Origin of the sequence: Runella sp. MFBS21 (assembly GCF_029433105.1) — a bacterium.
Taxonomy (GTDB): Bacteria; Bacteroidota; Bacteroidia; order Cytophagales; family Spirosomataceae; genus Runella.
The window spans coordinates 465,977-485,028 of record NZ_JARNTW010000001.1; the positions used below are offsets into that span (position 1 = coordinate 465,977).

The 19,052-nt window shown below is 41.7% G+C and carries 10 protein-coding genes; all 10 read left to right on the plus strand.

Annotated features, from left to right (window positions below):
• The first annotated feature begins 26 nt into the window (after positions 1 to 26).
• Complete coding sequence (locus P1X15_RS01860; protein ID WP_277336439.1) at positions 27 to 1,520, plus strand: RagB/SusD family nutrient uptake outer membrane protein; 1,494 nt, start codon at positions 27 to 29, stop codon at positions 1,518 to 1,520.
• Between the two features lie 109 nt (positions 1,521 to 1,629).
• Positions 1,630 to 2,199 carry a hypothetical protein gene (locus P1X15_RS01865; RefSeq protein WP_277336440.1) on the plus strand — a complete coding sequence of 190 codons (570 nt, stop codon included), beginning with the start codon at positions 1,630 to 1,632 and terminating at the stop codon, positions 2,197 to 2,199.
• 30 nt (positions 2,200 to 2,229) lie between these two features.
• Positions 2,230 to 5,553, plus strand: a complete 3,324-nt coding sequence (locus tag P1X15_RS01870; protein WP_277336441.1) for a VCBS repeat-containing protein — start codon at positions 2,230 to 2,232, stop codon at positions 5,551 to 5,553.
• The gene (locus P1X15_RS01875) at positions 5,550 to 8,300 is read left to right on the plus strand and encodes a TIM-barrel domain-containing protein (protein WP_277336442.1); all 2,751 of its coding nucleotides are present in this window, start codon (positions 5,550 to 5,552) and stop codon (positions 8,298 to 8,300) included. Before P1X15_RS01870 ends, P1X15_RS01875 begins: the two co-directional genes overlap by 4 nt.
• A 9-nt stretch (positions 8,301 to 8,309) precedes the next feature.
• Positions 8,310 to 9,512, plus strand: a complete 1,203-nt coding sequence (locus P1X15_RS01880; protein WP_277336443.1) for a DUF4249 domain-containing protein — start codon at positions 8,310 to 8,312, stop codon at positions 9,510 to 9,512.
• Complete coding sequence (locus P1X15_RS01885) at positions 9,509 to 11,902, plus strand: TonB-dependent receptor (RefSeq protein ID WP_277336444.1); 2,394 nt, start codon at positions 9,509 to 9,511, stop codon at positions 11,900 to 11,902. The genes P1X15_RS01880 and P1X15_RS01885 overlap by 4 nt, the downstream gene beginning before the upstream one ends.
• A 69-nt stretch (positions 11,903 to 11,971) precedes the next feature.
• Positions 11,972 to 15,340 carry a VCBS repeat-containing protein gene (locus tag P1X15_RS01890; RefSeq protein ID WP_277336445.1) on the plus strand — a complete coding sequence of 1,123 codons (3,369 nt, stop codon included), beginning with the start codon at positions 11,972 to 11,974 and terminating at the stop codon, positions 15,338 to 15,340.
• Positions 15,341 to 15,461: 121 nt separating this feature from the next.
• Positions 15,462 to 16,118 (plus strand): fructose-6-phosphate aldolase, encoded by a 657-nt coding sequence (gene fsa, locus P1X15_RS01895; protein ID WP_277336446.1) that lies wholly within the window; start codon positions 15,462 to 15,464, stop codon positions 16,116 to 16,118.
• Positions 16,119 to 16,190: 72 nt separating this feature from the next.
• Positions 16,191 to 16,877, plus strand: coding sequence for a cell division ATP-binding protein FtsE (locus P1X15_RS01900; RefSeq protein WP_277336447.1), 687 nt, complete (start codon positions 16,191 to 16,193; stop codon positions 16,875 to 16,877).
• 424 nt (positions 16,878 to 17,301) lie between these two features.
• Positions 17,302 to 19,029, plus strand: coding sequence for a DEAD/DEAH box helicase (locus tag P1X15_RS01905; RefSeq protein ID WP_277336448.1), 1,728 nt, complete (start codon positions 17,302 to 17,304; stop codon positions 19,027 to 19,029).
• Positions 19,030 to 19,052 lie beyond the last annotated feature (23 nt).

The window sequence follows — 19,052 nt, forward strand, 5'->3', positions numbered from 1 at the left end:
GAAACACTTAAACACACATTGGAACTATGAAATCTAATCAATATATAGTAGGAATTTTGATAGCAGGATTTAGCCTGGCTACCATAACTTCTTGTACCGACTTAGTAAATACCGAAAAAGATTCGATTGTTCGTCCTAATACCGACGGAAAACCCGTAGCAGGAGATGCTACAGCCTTGTTGGAGTCTGCCTATAAAGATTTGGGAGCTTATACCGACCAAGCTAACATGTATGCCTTGGGCATGCACACTTCTGCCGAAATGATTCCTCCTACTCGGGGTGTGGACTGGGGTGACAATGGAGTATGGCGTACGCTAGACCAACATACATGGGACGCTACTCACCAACAAGTACGTGATGCATGGAATAACCTAAACTCTCGCGTTTTTAAAACTACCGAGATTTTGGCTGGAAATGCTACTCCCGCCCAAAAAGCAGAAGCTCAATTCTTACGTGCATTTAATATGTACAATGTTATGGACTTGTATGGACAAGTTCCACTTAGAGAGTTTAGTCAAGGGGTGGATGAGCTGCCACGCGTCATGACTCGCTCTGAGGCTTTTGATTTTATCGTAAAAGATTTAGAAGAAGCTCTTCCTAATTTAGCTAAAGTTGGGCCTTCTCCTAACAATGGTGTCGCTAATAAAGCTGCCGCTAATTTCTTGTTGGCCAAATTGTATTTGAACAAAGCCGTTTATAAATCAGCTAAACCAGAAGGACCTTATACTTTTGAAAAAGCTGATATGGATAAGGTAATCACCTATGTAAATGCCATTACTGCTGACGGTTATAAATTTGATACCGACTATTTTAATGCATTTTCGGCTACAGCCAATGGTGAAACTATCTTGGTGTCGTTGGAAGGAACAGCACAAAACCGCTGGTTTATGACGCTTCACTACAATCAAAACCCTTCAGGTTGGAATGGTTTTACTACCCTAGCTGACTTCTACGACAAATTCGAGAAAGATGATCCACGGATTGGTAAACCCGCAAAAGGCGACGGTACTGAGTTTTCAGGAATTGGTCTTGGATTCTTAATCGGAAAGCAAATCGATGATAAAGGCAAAGACCTTATCGATACTCGTACCCAAAAAGTATTGTCGTTTACACGCGATGTGCCCTTGGCTGGTGCTGCTACCGACAAAGGTATCCGGGTTATCAAATACCACCCTGCCAATGCTAGCAAGTACATCTTGATGCGCTATGCTGAGGCAATTATGATGAAAGCAGAAGCCGAACTTAGAGGTGGTAATACTGCGGCGGCGCTCGCTACTGTGAATGCTTTGAGAACAGCTCGTAAAGCTAAAACTATCGCATCTTTAACTACCGATGGATTGTTTGACGAAATCGGTCGCGAGCTTTATTGGGAAGGTGGTAAACGTACAGTAGAAATTCGCTTTGGTAAATTTACTACTGGTGCAGGAGCTGACAACAAAGAAGCTTATACGGTATTGTTCCCGATCCCTTCTATTGCCCTTGTTTCGAATCCAAATTTGAAACAAAACCCAGGGTATTAAGCTGCATTTTTAAGTAATATTCAAAACAAAAATGCTCGAACCTTCGAGCATTTTTGTTTTAAGACGCTACACCTTATTCCACAGTATTAGACCTATGATGAAAAACTTTATGCGCAGTTTATTGCTTTCCGTTTTTTTGAGTGCTGCGCTTCTTTCTTGTCATTCTTCGCATCGAGCCGATGAGATATACCAAACCCTCAAAGATGGCCAAACTAAAATAGAAGTTTTGATTGATGGAACTCCTTTTTATCCCCAAACAAGTATCTTTAAAGGAGAGATACATATATTTGATAATTTGTTTAGAATCAATATGTTTGATCAGTTTGAGGGCAATGTAGTAGTGGCTTTTGGAGGAGACAAATGGTATGAAAACAAGCCACTCAAAAAACAAGTCTTTAGAGATAATCAGGTGGCGGCAAGTGTGATGATTGGACGATTGATAGATAAACAAAAAATGAAAGGAGAGGGCTACCTCATGACCGAAGGCGAAATCAGGGTAGAAACCCTTTCAGATGAAAAACTGGTGATGTATATCGACGGAAAAGTAGGTAAATACAACATGCAATATACCCCTGAAAAGTGGAGCCAAGTCAAGTGCATTGTCGTAGCTCGAAAGCCTAAGATTATCCTACAAGGGGTGTCTAAACAACAGGTATATTTTACCGAAAAAGAAAACTGAAAAATCAACCATTCTAAATTGATAATCTTTGTGAATCAAGGTTTTAAAAATAAAGCTGTTTACTTTTTTTGTTTGGTAATAGGCTTACAAGCTTGTTCTTTAAAAAAAGAAGCACCTGTTTTTGAGAAGGTCGAAAATTCGGGAATTGATTTTGAAAACAAAGTCGTCAATACCGCCGATTTTAACATCTTCAATTATCGCAATTTTTATAATGGAGGAGGCGTAGGCGTAGGTGATATCAACAACGATGGCCTGCCCGATGTATTCATGACCTCCAACATGGGAGCCAATAAACTCTACTTGAATAAAGGCAATTTCCAGTTTGAAGATATTTCCACCAAAGCAGGTATTGAAAACTCAGGACATTGGAACACGGGCGTGGTGATGGTCGATATCAATCACGATGGCCTTCTGGATATTTATGTGTGTAATGCGGGCATTGACAAAAGATTTAAAAAGCAAGGAAATGCCCTATTTATCAATAATGGGAATCTGACCTTTACCAATAAAGCGGCAGAATACGGCCTTGATGAAGATGGCTATACAACCCATGCTGCCTTCTTCGATTATGATTTGGACGGTGATTTGGATTGTTATATCCTTAACAATAGCTTTATCCCGGTCAATACTCTCAACTATGACAACAATCGCACGCTTCGGGCAAAAGATTGGCCAGTCAAAGATTTTCTTAAAGGGGGAGGTGACAAACTATTAAGAAATGATAATAATAAGTTTGTAGATGTGAGCGAGGAGGCTGGAATTTATGGAAGCTTGATTGGATTTGGATTGGGCGTCACAGTGGGGGATGTCAACAATGATGGTTATCCTGATATTTATATTTCAAACGATTTTTTTGAGAAAGATTATCTCTACATCAATCAACGCAACGGGACTTTTAGCGAAGAAAGCGAACAACGACTCGGCCACACAAGTCTGGCCTCAATGGGTGCTGATATGGCTGATATCAACAATGACGGATATTCAGAAATCTTCACCACTGACATGCTTCCACGGGATGAGGTGCGTCTCAAAAGTACCACTTCCTTTGAAAATCATTATGTGTTTAAACTGAAGCAGAAAAAAGGCTTTTCCAATCAGTTTATGCAAAATGCGCTTCAGCTCAACAATCAAGACGGTACTTATAGTGAAATCGGCTGTTTGAGTGGAGTAGAGGCGAGTGATTGGAGTTGGGGGGCATTGATGTTTGACGCTGACAACGACGCCCAAACCGATATTTATGTATGTAATGGCATTTACCATGATGTGATTGACCAAGATTTTATCGATTTTTTTGCGAATGAAGTGGCGCAAAAAATGGTGTTATCGGGCGAAAAGAAAAGCTTTGAAGCTATCTTAACTAACATGCCTTCGCGGCCTATTGCCAACAACTTTTTTCATAACAAAGGCGGCTTGAGATTTGAAGAAATTGGCGAAAAGTTTGGGTTTGATACTCCTTCCTTTTCAAATGGAGCTGCTTATGCCGACTTAGACAATGACGGTGACCTTGATTTGATTGTCAATAATGTAAATCAAAAAGCCTTTGTGTATCGCAACAATACAGAAAAAATCCCCAATCGTCATTTTGCTAAATTCATTCTGAAGGGAGACGAAAAAAATCCCCGCAGTATTGGAGCAGAAGTTAAAATATTTGCCGACAAGCAAGTCTTGAGTCGATATATCATGCCTTCAAGGGGGTTTCAGTCCAGTACCGAATATCCCATTACGGTAGGTTTAGGAGCAATTACAAAAATTGATTCAGTATGGATAAAATGGCCTAATGGGAAGGTCACAGTAGCGACTGCACTGGGAGTGGACAGAACCCATAACTTCTCAATCAAAGACGCATCAACGAGGACTTTGTCTTTTGATTTAACAAAACCGACCATTTTGGCAGAAACAAAATGGCCTTTTGAGGCTCATAAAGAGAATGACTACGAGGATTTTTACGAAGAAAAAAACATCCCTGTCAAACTTTCTACTGAGGGCCCCAAAGCTGCGGTGGGAGACGTAAACGGGGATGGGAAAGATGATATTTATATTTGTGGGGCTAGTCAGCAGGCAGGGCAACTTTATCTCCAAACGGCCACCTCATTTGTCAAATCTCCGCAAAAGGTGTTTGAAGACTTTATCTATTTAGAGGATACTGAAGCTGTGTTTTTTGATGCTGACCAAGATGGTGATTTGGATTTGTATGTGGGTACGGGTGGCAACGAATTTCCGGCCAATGATAGGGGACTTCAAGACCGGCTTTACCTCAACGATGGCAAAGGTAATTTTACTTACAAAGAAAAAGCCTTGCCTTTCAATGGCATGAATACTTCGGTCGTAGCCCCACATGATTACGATGGCGATGGCGATATAGACCTTTTTGTGGGGAGTCGTAGCGTAGCTAAGCAATATGGCCTCAACCCACCGAGCTATATTTTCCAAAACAATGGAGACGGTACTTTTAAGAGTGTTTTACCCAAAGAAATTCAAGAAATAGGAATGGTAAGAGATGCTGCTTGGCAAGACCTCGATGGCGATAACAAAAAAGAACTTATAGTGGTAGGAGACTGGATGGCGCCTTTGATTTTAACTTATAAGAATGGACAGTTCCAAAAGCTGACCACTGGCCTCGAATCTCTAAGTGGTTTTTGGGGAAGGGTAGAGGCGGTAGATATTGACAATGACAATGATATGGATTTAGTCTTGGGGAATATGGGTGATAATTTTATGCTTCAAGCCAGTGCTGATAAGCCTATCAAGCTATGGGTGAGTGATTTTGACAACAACGGACTGATAGACAAAATCATGACCAAAACAGTGGATGGCAAAGATTCACCGGTGTTTTTGAAACGTGAAATGATGGAGCAATTTCCCATTCTCAAAAAAGAAAGCCTCAAACACGCGGAGTATGCTACACGTACGCTCAAGGACTTTTTTAAAGAAGATGTTTTAGCCAAAAGCCTTGTCAAAGAAGTCAATTATCAAAAATCTTCTGTAGCGATCAATGATGGAAAAGGGCACTTTTCAATCATTGAACTTCCGGTGGAAGCGCAATTTTCGTGTATCAATGCATCTTACTGTACAGATTTGAATGGCGATGGCCTCAAAGACATCATTATCGGAGGCAACAATCATAATTTTATTCCACAGTTTTCGAGATTGGATGCTAGCAAAGGAAAAATACTCATAAACAAAGGTAAAGGAGTGTTCGGGGCTATTTCAGACAAAGACAGTGGGTTGAGAATGGATGGTCAAACAAAGCAGATATTGCCGATTACCATCCAAGGGCAAAAGAGTGTCATATGTTTGATTAACAATACAGTACCGAAAGTATTTAGGGTAGCAGAGAAACCAAAAAATCTATGAGGTATCACTACAGGGGCATAGGGTTGATGATTCTGCTTGGGTTGTTGACGCATAGTCTATTTTCTCAAAATGCAGGTGATTTTGTGAGTTTTCGGAAGAATGCCACTGATTTGCGCATTAGCGGAACCAAAGGCGACATCTTGATTCAGGGATTTTCGAGTTCAATTTTCAAAGTCCAGTGGCTTTCTACCAACGAAAATTCGGTAGATACTTCTGCCTCGGTGATTTTAAAACCCGAAAGTTTTACTTATTCTGTTGTCGAAAGTGCTACCGCGTTAGAAATAAGCTCAACAGAGTGTAGTATTGAAATTACGAAAAAGCCCCTATCGGTATCTTTAAAGTCTAACGGACGTACTAAAATTCAACAGTATAACTTTAGAACCGTACCAGATTCGGTATACTTAGATTTCAAAATCAACCCTGCCGATGTTTTTCATGGTTCGGGGGGGCGTATTTCGGAAGTTGATTTGAACCGCAAAGTACTGGAGTTCAAAAATGCGTATCGCCCTAGTTATTTTGAAGATATTTATGGCTATACGACTCAGTTGTCCCAAAGTTTCAATGTGCCGTTTATTGTATCCTCTCACCAGTATGGATTGCTCCTTGATAGCAATTTGCCCGGCAATATGCGAATGTACATTGGAGCATTGGATTCTACCCAAATCCACGTGGAAGCACAAAGCCAAGGTAAGTGGGCATATTATTTTATCAATGGTGATTCCAACGATGAAATTCTGGCGCATTATACCTTGCTCACAGGAAGGCAGCCATTGGTGCCACGCTGGGCTTTAGGGTATTTGCAATCAAAGTTTGGCTACAAGACGGAGGCCGAAGCCAAAGAAGTAGTCAACAAGTTACAGGCCCAAGGGTTTCCGATTGATGCCCTGATTTTGGACTTGTATTGGTATGGAGATGGCACTACAATGGGTAATTTTGACTGGAACTCTGCGGCTTTTCCCAATCCTACCCAAATGATGAAAGATTGGGCGGCCAAAGGCGTAAAGACTATATTGATAAGTGACCCTTATATCACCACCAAATCCAAAAACTTTCGATTGGCGGATTCGCTGAGTTATCTCACAAAAAATACCAACAATCAGACCGCAACCGTAGACATGTGGAATGGCACGGTCGGGCTATTGGATGTGTTTAAATCTCAAACTCAACAATGGCTGTGGACACAGTATAAGCGACTTACTAACCAAGGTGTTTCGGGCTGGTGGTGTGATAAAATCGAACCTGAGGAGCATCCTTCCAATTTTGTGCATGTCAACGGAAGTGCACCTCAGGTGCATAATCTATATGCGCTTACATGGGCGCAAAACCTGTATGAAAATTATCGGCGTGATTTCCCTGAGCAGAGAGTGTTTAATTTGATTAGGTCTGGTTGGGCGGGGTCGCAGCGATATGGAGCTTTGCCGTGGAGTGGAGATGTGATGAGATATTGGGCGGGATTGAAGCTGCAAATCCCGATGATGATTCATTCAGGATTTTCGGGATTGGCCTACATGCACTCCGACATCGGCGGTTTTGAGACTGGCCCCGACAAAAGAGAAAAAGATGAAGAAATGGATATGCGTTGGTTTCAGTTTGGGACCTTCTCGCCTATCATGCGAGCGCATGGGCTGAGGTCAAGTACGGAGCCATATAATCTTTCTCAACCTTTTTATGATATTGTCAGACGGCATATCAAGCTCCGATATGAGTTGTTGCCTTATACCTATAGTTTGGCTTACCAAAACAGTACCACAGGGCGGCCACTATGCCTGTCGATGGATTATTTTGAATTGACAAACACCAACAAAAATATCACAGATCAGTATTTTTTTGGAGAAAATTTGCTCGTTGCACCTATTTTGCTGCACGGGATGTTGGTGCGAAAAGTAGTATTGCCCAAAGGAAAATGGTTTAATTTTTGGACCAATCAACTGCACAATGGCGACGCTAATCTTTTTGAAAAAGTGACCAACGAAAATATCCCTGTTTATGCCAAGGCAGGAAGCTTTATTCCGTTGGCATCTTCGGCTAAGTCTTCTACTGACTCTTATATTTCGGATAGCCTTACAGTCAAATTTTTTCAGGATGTATCGGTAAGAAACTCTTCCTTTACAATGTTTCATGACGACGGGAAAAATCCTAATTCGTTGAAAGATAATCAAATAGAGCTTATTGACTTTGTGGGAAAAACCGTGACCGATACCGTACAAGTACAAATCAGGCGTCGCCAAAAATTTGATAAAAGCTTGACTATAAGAGCGATAACGTTGGAGCTTGAAAACATTACTTCTTTTCCCAAAGCCGTAATACTCAATGGGCAAACGATTCCGGTTGTTTTTCAAGCAAATTTATTCACTAAAAACAATCAAGCCTTTTACAACACCACTTCAGCGCAATTGTTGGTTCGTTTTGGATGGCAGTGCGATTCTCCCGCTCAAATCACGGTCATTCGAGATGGCTTGTCGGTTTTGACATCCGTGGAGCCTACCGAAGACTGGAAGATATACCCCAACCCGATCAGACAAGGCCAAAAAGTAACTTTAGATTTTGTAGTAAATACGTCTGCTGAATATGAGCTTGAGCTAGTCAATACCGCTGGAATGGTAGTGAATAGACTTCGACTAGGGCCACTTCAGAAAGACACTCACGTGGTATATCCTTTAGATGTACCCACGCTGAAAGGCACAGTAGTACTAAGATTGAAAAACAACTTAGGACAAGCAACAAGTAAAAAATTAGTGATAGAATAAAAACTGCCTATGAAATCTCTGATAAAGCTTTTGATGTGGAGTGGATTGCTAGGCGCTATTGCTTGGGGATGTGTAGATAATTTTCAGGTCAACATCACCACTTCCAAAGGGTACTTGTTGGTAGAAGGCACGCTTACCGATTTGAACGAACCCCAGTATATAAGTATATTCAGAACTCCCGAAGATACCCAGTTTAAAAGCTCAGATTTTACTTCTTCTATCAATCTTGACCGTCAAAAAGCGGTGCCTATTACACAAGCCCAAGTAAAGCTAATTGTAAACAATAAAGATGAGATAGTGATGCAAGAAACCCTAGCGGGCTATTATTACCTACCGTCTTCTTTTAAGGCACAAGTAGGAAATACGTATCAGCTTTGGTTTAAGACTACGGACGGGATTACGTACGAGTCGTCAGTTGAATCCATGAATCCAGTGGCAGGTATCAAAGACATGCGAGAGGAGTTTAATTCGGTAGGTATCAAAAGGTCGCTAACGAGTAGCGAAAGAATCGCAACAAATGATATTTATATAGACTTCGATGATACGCCTAACTCCAAAAATTTTTATCGGTGGAGATGGGTGAATTGGGAAATACAGCGCGTATGTGAGACTTGTCGTCAGGGGCGGTATTATATTTATGAAGATGAATCAGGCGAAACAGGAGGCTGCTATCGAGACCTTACACTTCAATCAAACGATCTATTCGATTATTACTGTGGTAACCGTTGTTGGGATATTTTTTATAGCCCTGATATCAACATTTTGGCGGATGTATACACCGACGGTCAACCTCAAAAAAATCGTCTAGTAGCGCAGATACCTCTTCGACAGTCAAACCCTACTTTGGTGAGTGTGCAGCAGATGTCATTGTCGCCCAATGCTTTCAGATACCTTAAACTCTTACAAGACCAATCTATCAATACAGGTACTTTGGCCGATACACCTCCTGCGCCTATCAGGGGAAATATTAAAAATAGTAAGAATGAAGAAGAGTTGATTTTGGGATATTTTTCGGCATCGTCGGTATCCGAACAAAGATTGATGATGAATCGGCGTAATACCACGGGAGGCACGCTTAATGGTTTGTTTGCATTTTTCAACAATCGCCTCCCTCTGTTGGAAGATGCCTCCAACGAACGTCCTGACATTCCGTTGGGTATTTGTAAAAATAGCCTTACCCGAACCTCTATTCCCCCTTTTGGTTGGCGATGAAAACAAGATTTTTACTTTTGATGATAATGCTTCTAGGAAGTTTAGAAATCATAGCTCAGAGCTATCTTATTAGTGGGATTGTGCGTGATTCCCTGACCAATGCTCCCCTAGAAGGTGCCACGATTGTGATGGATAGAAACAAAAAACTATACGCTACCCGCAGCGATGCAGAAGGTAAGTTTTCGATCAATGCAGGAAGTGGCAATCACGTTCTTTCGATTCGATATGTAGGATATGTACCTTTTTCCAAATACATCCCTTCTTTAAAAGGAAACTTGAAGATAGAAATAGTACTTTCTAAAGTAGAGCATCAGTTAGAACAAGTAGTGATTACTACCAAGGGATTTGACCAAACCGTGCGACAGCCAATTTTGGGCGTAAATCAGCTCAATATGAAAACGTTCCAAAAATTGCCGGCGGCTTTTGGGGAAGTCGATTTGTTGAGGGGCATTCAGATGCTTCCGGGCGTGACAAGCGTGGGCGAAGCTTCCAATGGAGTCAATATCAGAGGCGGAACTACCGACCAAAATCTCATCTTGCTCGACGATACGCCTATTTTTAATCCTACGCATATGTTTGGGTTGTTTTCGGTATTTCCTCCCGATGCCGTAGCAGGGCTGGATTTATACAAAGGAAATGTACCTGGAAGGTATGGAGGCAGAGCTGCTTCGGTGATGGATATAGCTTTAAAAAACCCCAATCTCGAAACATGGAAGGGCAAAGGAGGTATCAGTGTTGTATCCAATCGCTTTATGTTGGATGCGCCCATTGTCAAAGGAAAACTAGGTGTATATGCGGCTGGAAGAGGGGCATTCAATGATTTTTTGCTTCCTATCGCATCCGAACGTCTCAAAGGTATCAAAGCCAAATTTGGAGAGGGTGTTTTGAAAGCGTTTTGGAAAGTAAATCAGCGTAATACCATAACCGCAATGGCCTACAAAAGTTACGATTTGTTCAAAACTGATTTACTACCAAGTTTGCCCAATGTAATAGGTGTGACGACATTTTATGAACACCAAACCACCAACGCGATGGCGCGGTGGCTACACGTGATTTCGCCCAAACTTGACATTCAGACCACGGCTGTATACGCGCATTATACGCCCACTATTTCTACCCTCGAAAAAGATACCGACAATCCCGTTCGTTTGGAATCGTCTATTGTGCAAAAACAACTAAAATCTAATTTGAATTGGCAGTCTGACAACCATAAAATAGAGTCAGGAATTGTTTTTACAAATTATACCATAGCTCCCGGTACCCTTCAACCCAATCAGAGCGAAAGCGTAAAGTACGTGACCACCCCTACCGAATACGCCAACGAATGGGCTTGGTACGCAGACGAAGAATTTAGCTATTCCAAAAAATGGGCTTTTTCGTTGGGATTGCGTTATTCGCTGTTTATGGCTTTGGGACCCAACGATTATCGGAATTATGAAGCAGGAGAGCCCCGTGACGACTTTTCGGTCGTTGATACAGTGGCGGTGGCTAAAGGAAAAGCCCTCAAAACCTATGGTGGGCTAGAGCCACGGCTAGGTATACGATACACTATCACCGACAAAATCTCTTTGAAATTTGGGTATAATTTGATGCGACAATATGTACAGATTATTTCCAATACTACCACGCCTATTCCAACATCTCGCTGGAAAACAAGCGACCGAAACATCAAGCCACAAATAAGCAATTTGGCGTCGGCGGGGTATTATCAATCTTTCAATAAAGACATTTATGAAGTCTCGTTGGAGGGGTATTATAGATATACCCAAAACATGGTCGATTATAAACCAGGCGCTGATTTTTTACTTCAAAAGTACCCCGAAACCCAAATTGTACAAGGCGTAAGTAAGGCGTATGGGGTAGAACTGATGCTGACCAAAAAGAAAGGCAAACTAACGGGTTGGGCCAATTATACGTATTCTCGTACCTTCAATCGTACTTATGATGGCATCGCGCCTATCGAACGTGTCAACAATGGGAATTGGTATGCTGCCAATTACGACCGGCCTCATACGTTCAACACTTCCATTGATATTTTTGTGGACGACCACAATTCTTTCAGTTTTACTTTTATGTACAGCAAAGGCCGACCTTATACGGAGCCCGTGGGTTTTGTAAATTATCTCAACAATTACTTCCCCTTTTATGAAGCTCGCAACAACCGACGCGTTCCAGATTATCATCGGCTAGATTTTGCGTGGAATATTTACAATCCACGCATGAAAGATAGACGTTTTAAGGGACACTGGGCATTTACGGCCTACAACTTGTATGCTCGTAAAAATGTCTATTCGGTCTTTTTTAAGACCGAAAATGGCACGAGTGTAGCCCAAAAACTCCAAATATTTGCCGCACCGATTGTAAGCCTAGCTTATAATTTTGAGTTTTAAAATCAAACAAATTAGAATCTTCAAACTTGCCTAGTTTGAGTTTCGGAAGTTTTATAAATACTGTTTTTAATGAAGTCTATTTATCTTTTTTTACTTTTTGCAGTATTGTTTTCTTGCCAAAAAGCCGAGAAAACAGTCCCTGCCTTTCGATTGCTAGAGGCTAGTCAAACGGGTATTGAGTTTTCAAATGATCTGAAGGCGACCAATGAGCTCAATATTTTTAACTATATGTATTTTTATAATGGAAGTGGCGTAGGCGCTGGCGACTTCAACAACGATGGGCTCATTGACCTTTGTTTTACGGGCAATCTCGCCCAAAATCGCCTTTATATCAACCGAGGAAAACTTAAGTTTGAGGATGTAACTCCCCAAACCAATATCAATACAGGAAAAGGATGGGCCAATGGAGTCTCGGTAGTGGATATCAACCAAGACGGGAAACTGGATTTGTACATCAGTCAAGTAGGCGGTTTTCAGGGTTTTGATGGTAGAAATCTCCTTTTTGTCTGTAAAGAAATCACCAAGGAAGGCGTCCCTATTTATGAAGAAAAAGCCAAAGAATATGGGCTGGATTTGGTAGGATTTGGTACGCAAGCTGCCTTTTTTGATTATGATTTAGACGGAGATTTAGACTTTTTTCAACTCAATCATTCCGTTCATCAAAATGGCACTTTTGGATTCCGTTCGGTATTTCAGGGCAAAATGCATCCTACGGCAGGCGATAAGTTTTTTAGGAATGATAGCCAATATTCTTCTGAAGGGCAGTTGGTTAAACCTATTTTTAAAGAGGTGACTTTGGAGGCGCGTATTGTAAGCGATGTGTTAGGATATGGACTGGGTGTAGGCGTAGGCGATGTCAATTTCGACGGCTATCCAGATATGTATATTGGTAATGATTTTCATGAAAATGACTATCTCTATATCAATCAGCAAAATGGGCAGTTTAAAGAAGATTTGGAAAACCAAATAATGCACACAAGCCAATTTTCGATGGGAATTGATATTGGAGATATCAACAATGACATCCTGCCCGAAATCATTTCTCTGGATATGTTGCCCTCCGATAAAGAAATCTTGAAACGGTCGGAAGGGGAAGACTCTTACAATATTTTCAAATATAAAATACGGCAAGGCTACAATCACCAATTTGCCAGAAACAATCTACAGCTCAATTTAGGGCCATTGTCGGCTCAAAAAAACGCCCAAGGGGCTTTTTCAGAAATTGGGATGTATGCCGGAGTACACGCCACCGACTGGTCGTGGGCACCTCTTTTTATGGACTTTGACAACGACGGCCGCAAAGATTTGTTTATCTCAAACGGTATTCCTAAGCGTATGAATGACATTGATTACATACAATTTGTATCAAACGAAAACATTCAAGCCAAAATGAACAAGGGGGAATTTACGGAAGATGACCCTTCGGTAGTGGAGATTTTGCCCGAAATCAAATTACCTAATAAGTTTTATCTCAATACTCCAACCCTACAATTTCAGGATTGGCAAAATCGAATTGTTAATGACAAACCTTCCTTTTCAAATGGGGCTGTGTACGCTGATTTGGACAACGACGGTGACCTAGAAGTCATTACCAACAACATCAACGACAAAGCCTTTATCTATGAAAACTTGGCCAATGAATATGCTCCCACTCATCAATCTTTGACGCTACATTTGAAGGGTTCTTCCACTAATCGCAATGCTATTGGAGCTAAGTGTTTGGTATTTAAGGGTAAGGAAATACTCTCTTACGAAAAATTTCCAGTAAGAGGGTTTCAGGCAAGTATGGAAGTACCTTTGACGGTGGGCCTTGGCAACAAAGCCGAGGTTGATTCTATTTATGTGATTTGGCCTGACAAACGTTTTCAAAAAATAGACCCTAAAAATTTGCCTAGCTCCATTACTCTCACTTATCAAGTTACGCTACCCGTATTTGATTATGCAGCTTTTGTACCAAAGATGATTCGTAGCGTAGCCGTAGAAGATGTGACAGAGGCGGCGGGGTTGGATTTTGTACATCAAGAAAACAACTTCAATGAATTTGACCGTGAAGCTCTTATACCGCATTTGGCTTCTTCGGAAGGCCCTGCTTTGGCGCTCGGCGATATCAATCATGACGGTCTTGAAGATGTGTTTTTGGGAAATGCCCGCGACGGGGTTAGCAAGGTATATCTTCAAAATTCCAAGGGTAAATTTGTGTATTTAAAACAACCCGAAATCGCCAAAGATAGTGCTTACGAAGATGTCGATGCGGTGTTTGCGGATGTCAACGCTGACTCGCATCTCGACTTGATAGTAGCAAGCGGTGGAAATGAATTTTTTGGTAACTCCGAGTATCTCCAACCGCGCGTTTATCTCAATGACGGCAAAGGGAATTTTGCCCGAAAAAAAGACGCTTTTACCGACTTGTTTGTGACGGCCTCTACCGTAAGGGCTTTTGATTTCAATGCTGATGGTAAGATAGACTTGTTTATTGGAGGACGATCTATTCCGAAGGCTTATGGTGAGAGTCCTCGTTCGTATTTGCTCCAAAATGACGGCTCGGGCAAATTTGTGGACGTGACTGAAAAAATAGCCCCCGACTTGAAAAATATCGGGATGGTAAAAAATGTAGAGTTGGTGGATATTGACGGTAATAAAGATACGGATTTGGTGCTGTCTATAGAATGGCAGGGGATATGTGTAATGGAAAATAAAAAGGGGGCATTTACCAAAAAAATGCTTACTGAAGCCAAAGGTTGGTGGAATTTTACACTCACGCACGATTTTGACGGAGATGGGGACTTAGATATACTGGCAGGGAATTTGGGATTAAATAGCCGTCTCAAAGCCACAGTAGAGGAGCCCGTAAAACTGTATGTGGGAGATATTGATAAGAATGAAAGAGTAGACCAAATTCTGACTTATTTTCTCAACGGAAAAGAGACCCTTTTTGCCAATAAAATGGAAACCGACAAGCAATTTCCGTTTATCAAAAAACAATACATTCATGCCAAAGATTTTGCGCAAGCAAGTGTAGAAGCGCTTTTTGGGAGAGATAAGTTAGAGAAAATGAAAACCCTAACTGCGACAGAGTTTACCAATTGTATTTTGCTGAATGATGGTAAAGGTAACTTTACCCTAAAACCGCTGCCTATCAAAGCACAGTGGACTACTTTTCGGGCGGGGCAAATCATCGATGTCAATGGTGACAAACTCCCTGATGTGCTCATTGCAGGCAATTTTTATGACAACAACATCCAAATGGGACGTTATGATGCAGATTATGGAACCGTACTGGTCAACCAAGGTCAAGGAGAGTTTGAGGTCAGGCCTTTGAGTACCTGGGTAAAAGGGCAAGTAAGGCATATCGCTACGGTCAAAAGAGCGGTAGGTCAGCCTCTACTAATACTCGCCAAAAACAACGATAAAGCCCAAGTGATTACCTTAAAGAAATGATAGATAAAAGGTCTTGACGAAACCCAAAGCATTGTTTATCTTCTTGTACACAAAAATATCTTTTTAGAAATAAACGGTTTAACTACTTTTGCAAGTACAAAACCAAACAAAACTCACCAGAATGAAATTTTTCATTGATACTGCCAACTTAAAAGAAATCCAAGAAGCCTACGAATTGGGCGTACTCGACGGAGTTACTACCAATCCTTCGCTTATGGCCAAAGAAGGAATCACGGGCAAAGCCAAAATCATGGCTCATTATAAAGCTATTTGTGATATCGTAGATGGAGATGTAAGTGCAGAGGTTATTTCGACCGAATTTGACGGAATGATCAAAGAGGCGGAGGAGTTGATTGAAATCGATGATAAAATCGTGGTCAAAGTCCCTATGATTAAAGATGGTGTCAAAGCCATCAAGCATTTGTCGGATCGTGGCATCAAAACCAACTGCACCTTGGTATTTTCGGCAGGGCAAGCCTTACTTGCGGCCAAAGCAGGTGCTACTTATGTCTCTCCTTTTATTGGTCGTTTGGACGATGTATCAATGGACGGAATGGATTTGATTGAGCAGATTGTTACTATTTATCAAAACTACGGTTTTACTACCGAAGTATTGGCGGCATCTGTACGTCACCCTATTCACCTTCTCAAGTGCGCTGAGCTTGGTGCTGACGTGGTTACGTGTCCCCTCAGCGTGATTACATCGTTGCTCAAGCATCCTCTTACAGACCTTGGCTTAGAAAAATTCTTGGCCGACTACAAAAAAGGAAATCAATAATCTAGTTTATAAAGCGAGCAATGTACCTTAGTGAAGGCGCATTGCTCGCCTTCTTTATTGCCTATCAGAACTATGACTGCTTTTTCATCGGACCCTATTATCCAATTAGAAAACACGGATATTTACCAAAACGGTAACAAGCTTGTTTTGTCGGATGTCAATTTTGAAATCAACAAAGGCGATTTTGTGTTTTTGATTGGGCGAACAGGTAGTGGTAAAAGCTCTCTTCTCAAAACCCTTTACGGTGATTTGTGGCTCGAATCAGGAAAAGGCAAAGTGGTAGGCTATGAATTACAGAAGCTAAAGCGGTCGGATGTTCCTTTTTTAAGACGTAAAATTGGGATTGTATTTCAAGATTTTCAGTTGTTTTTTGACCGTAATGTAGAAGAAAACTTAGAATTTGTACTCCGTGCTACCGGCTGGACTGACAAAGCATCTATCAAAAATCGTATCTCCGAAGTACTAATGCAAGTCGGACTGGGAACGCTCCAGAAAAAAATGCCTCATCAGCTCTCAGGTGGCGAGCAGCAACGAGTCGTGATTGCACGGGCTATGCTCAACGAACCGCAGATTTTGCTAGCCGATGAGCCTACCGGAAATCTAGACCCCGAAGTAGGAGAGCAAATCATGCAAGTTTTCCAGGCTATCAACACTGCAGGCACCGCTATCTTGATGGCTACTCACAATTATGACTTTCTTAAGAAATATCCCGCTCGCGTCCTCAAATGTGAGGCGGGTGCCGTCACCGAAATAGCCTAATACCTTTTGCAAATATTATTTTGCTAAGAAAAATACAAAATTTAACATTCTCTTCATTCTTATTTCAAGAATTTGTCTTACTTTTGCATAAGTTTTTACTGCACGAACAAGCTCGTTCGTCTCTGCGATTTTTTGTGTCAGGGTACTTTTAAAAGTAGGCAGTTTGCAGTCAATAGTTACAGCACTGTTTTTGTATACGTCGTAGCTGTTTTCTAGTAGTGGCTCCCTGCAAACTCTCCTCTCTTCGTCGTCCTCAGAAATACACGCAGGCCTTCTGTAAATGTTTACAGAGACTCTTCGGGCTGCAGTGCTTTTTACGCGAGTATTGAGTAAGTCTTCAGTATTGGGAAAAAAGAAAGGCACTTTCTTCCCAGTTGTGGTGTACTCTTTGCTCACAACTAAATGCTCATTACTAATTTAAAAAATGCAAGAAGAAAATTTGAATTTTCAATCACTTGGCTTGTCAGACGAAGCGCTGAAAGCAGTGACCGAAATGGGTTTTGAAAAACCCTCTCCTATCCAAGCGCAAGCGATTCCTCATTTGTTACAAGGTCTTGATGTCATAGGCCAAGCTCAAACCGGAACCGGAAAAACAGCAGCGTTTGGTTTGCCAGCCTTGGAGTTGGTAGAAGTAGATGATAAACACACGCAAGTACTTGTTTTATGTCCTACTCGTGAGTTGGCTGTTCAAGTAACAGACGAACTACGCCGTTTGTCCCAATTTAAAAAAGGCCTTAAAATCGAAACAGTTTACGGTGGAGACTCTATCGAGCGTCAGATTCGGTCGTTGAGAGGAGGCGTTCAAATCGTAGTAGGTACTCCTGGACGTACCATGGACTTGATGGAGCGTCGTGCCCTAAAACTCGACAAAGTAAGCTACGTAGTACTTGATGAAGCCGACGAAATGCTCGACATGGGCTTCCGTGAAGATATTGAGAGTATTTTGGAAGATATTCCAGAAGAACGCCAAACGGTGTTGTTTTCGGCAACGATGTCAAAGCCTATCATGGCTATTACGCAGAAGTTTCAAAATGACCCTGTATTGGTAAAAGTAACGCGCAAAGAAGTTACGAATGAAAATATCGAACAGGTATGTTTTGAAGTAAAACAACGCGCTAAAAGCGAAGTAACTTGCCGCCTAATCGACGCTTATGACCTCAAACAAGTCATTATTTTCTGTAATACTAAACGTAAAGTGGATGAGATTACGGAAGAGTTGATGGTAAGAGGCTATCAAGCAGAAGGGCTACACGGTGATTTACGTCAAGCGCAACGTAACAACGTGATGGCAAAATTTAGAGCCAATACTACCAATATCCTTGTCGCTACCGATGTAGCCGCTCGTGGTATTGATGTATCAGGGGTAGACGCCGTCATCAATTTTGATTTACCACTCGACGAAGAGTATTATGTACACCGTATTGGTCGTACAGGTCGTGCGGGTCGTACAGGTAAAGCGTTGACTTTGGTAGCAAAAGATGAAAAATATCGTCTTCGCCAAATTGAGACTTATACCAAAGTACGTATTGAAAAAGGAGTGATTCCAAGCTTTGAAGATATCGTAGGCGTTCGGAAAGCTCGTTTTATTGAGCAAGTAGAACAGGCAGCTTCCGAAGGAGATTTGGAAATCTACAACGACATGCTTACCATGTTGCATCATACTACTGGCTTGAGCACAGAGGTGATTGTGGCAGCCTTGGTCAAAATCAATATGGGTGTTCAGAAAAGCGAATTTTCTGATACTGACTTGGCTTGGGAAGAAGAACGTAAGTTTGGTAAAGACCGAGGAGCTAGGGGTGAAGATAGAGGCGGGCGTTTTGGCAGAGACAGAGATGCTGGTCGTGGTAGTAACGACCGAGGAGGCCGTGGCGACCGCGATAGCCGTGGTGGCAATGACCGCGCAAGACGCAATGACCCCGGAATGGTTCGGTTGTTTGTAAGCGTGGGTCGTAAAGACCGCGTACAACCTCGCGACATCGTAGGGGCTATTGCTGGCGAAGCGGGTATCCCAGGGCGTGTTATTGGATCTATCGATATCTTTGATGCTTACTCGTTTGTGGATGTACCAGAGCGCGATGCCCGTAAAGTAGTAGAAGCCATGACTGGCAATACTATCAAAGGAAAAGTTGTAAATATTGAAGTGGCCCGATAAACCTGTCGGATAAGACTTAAAAG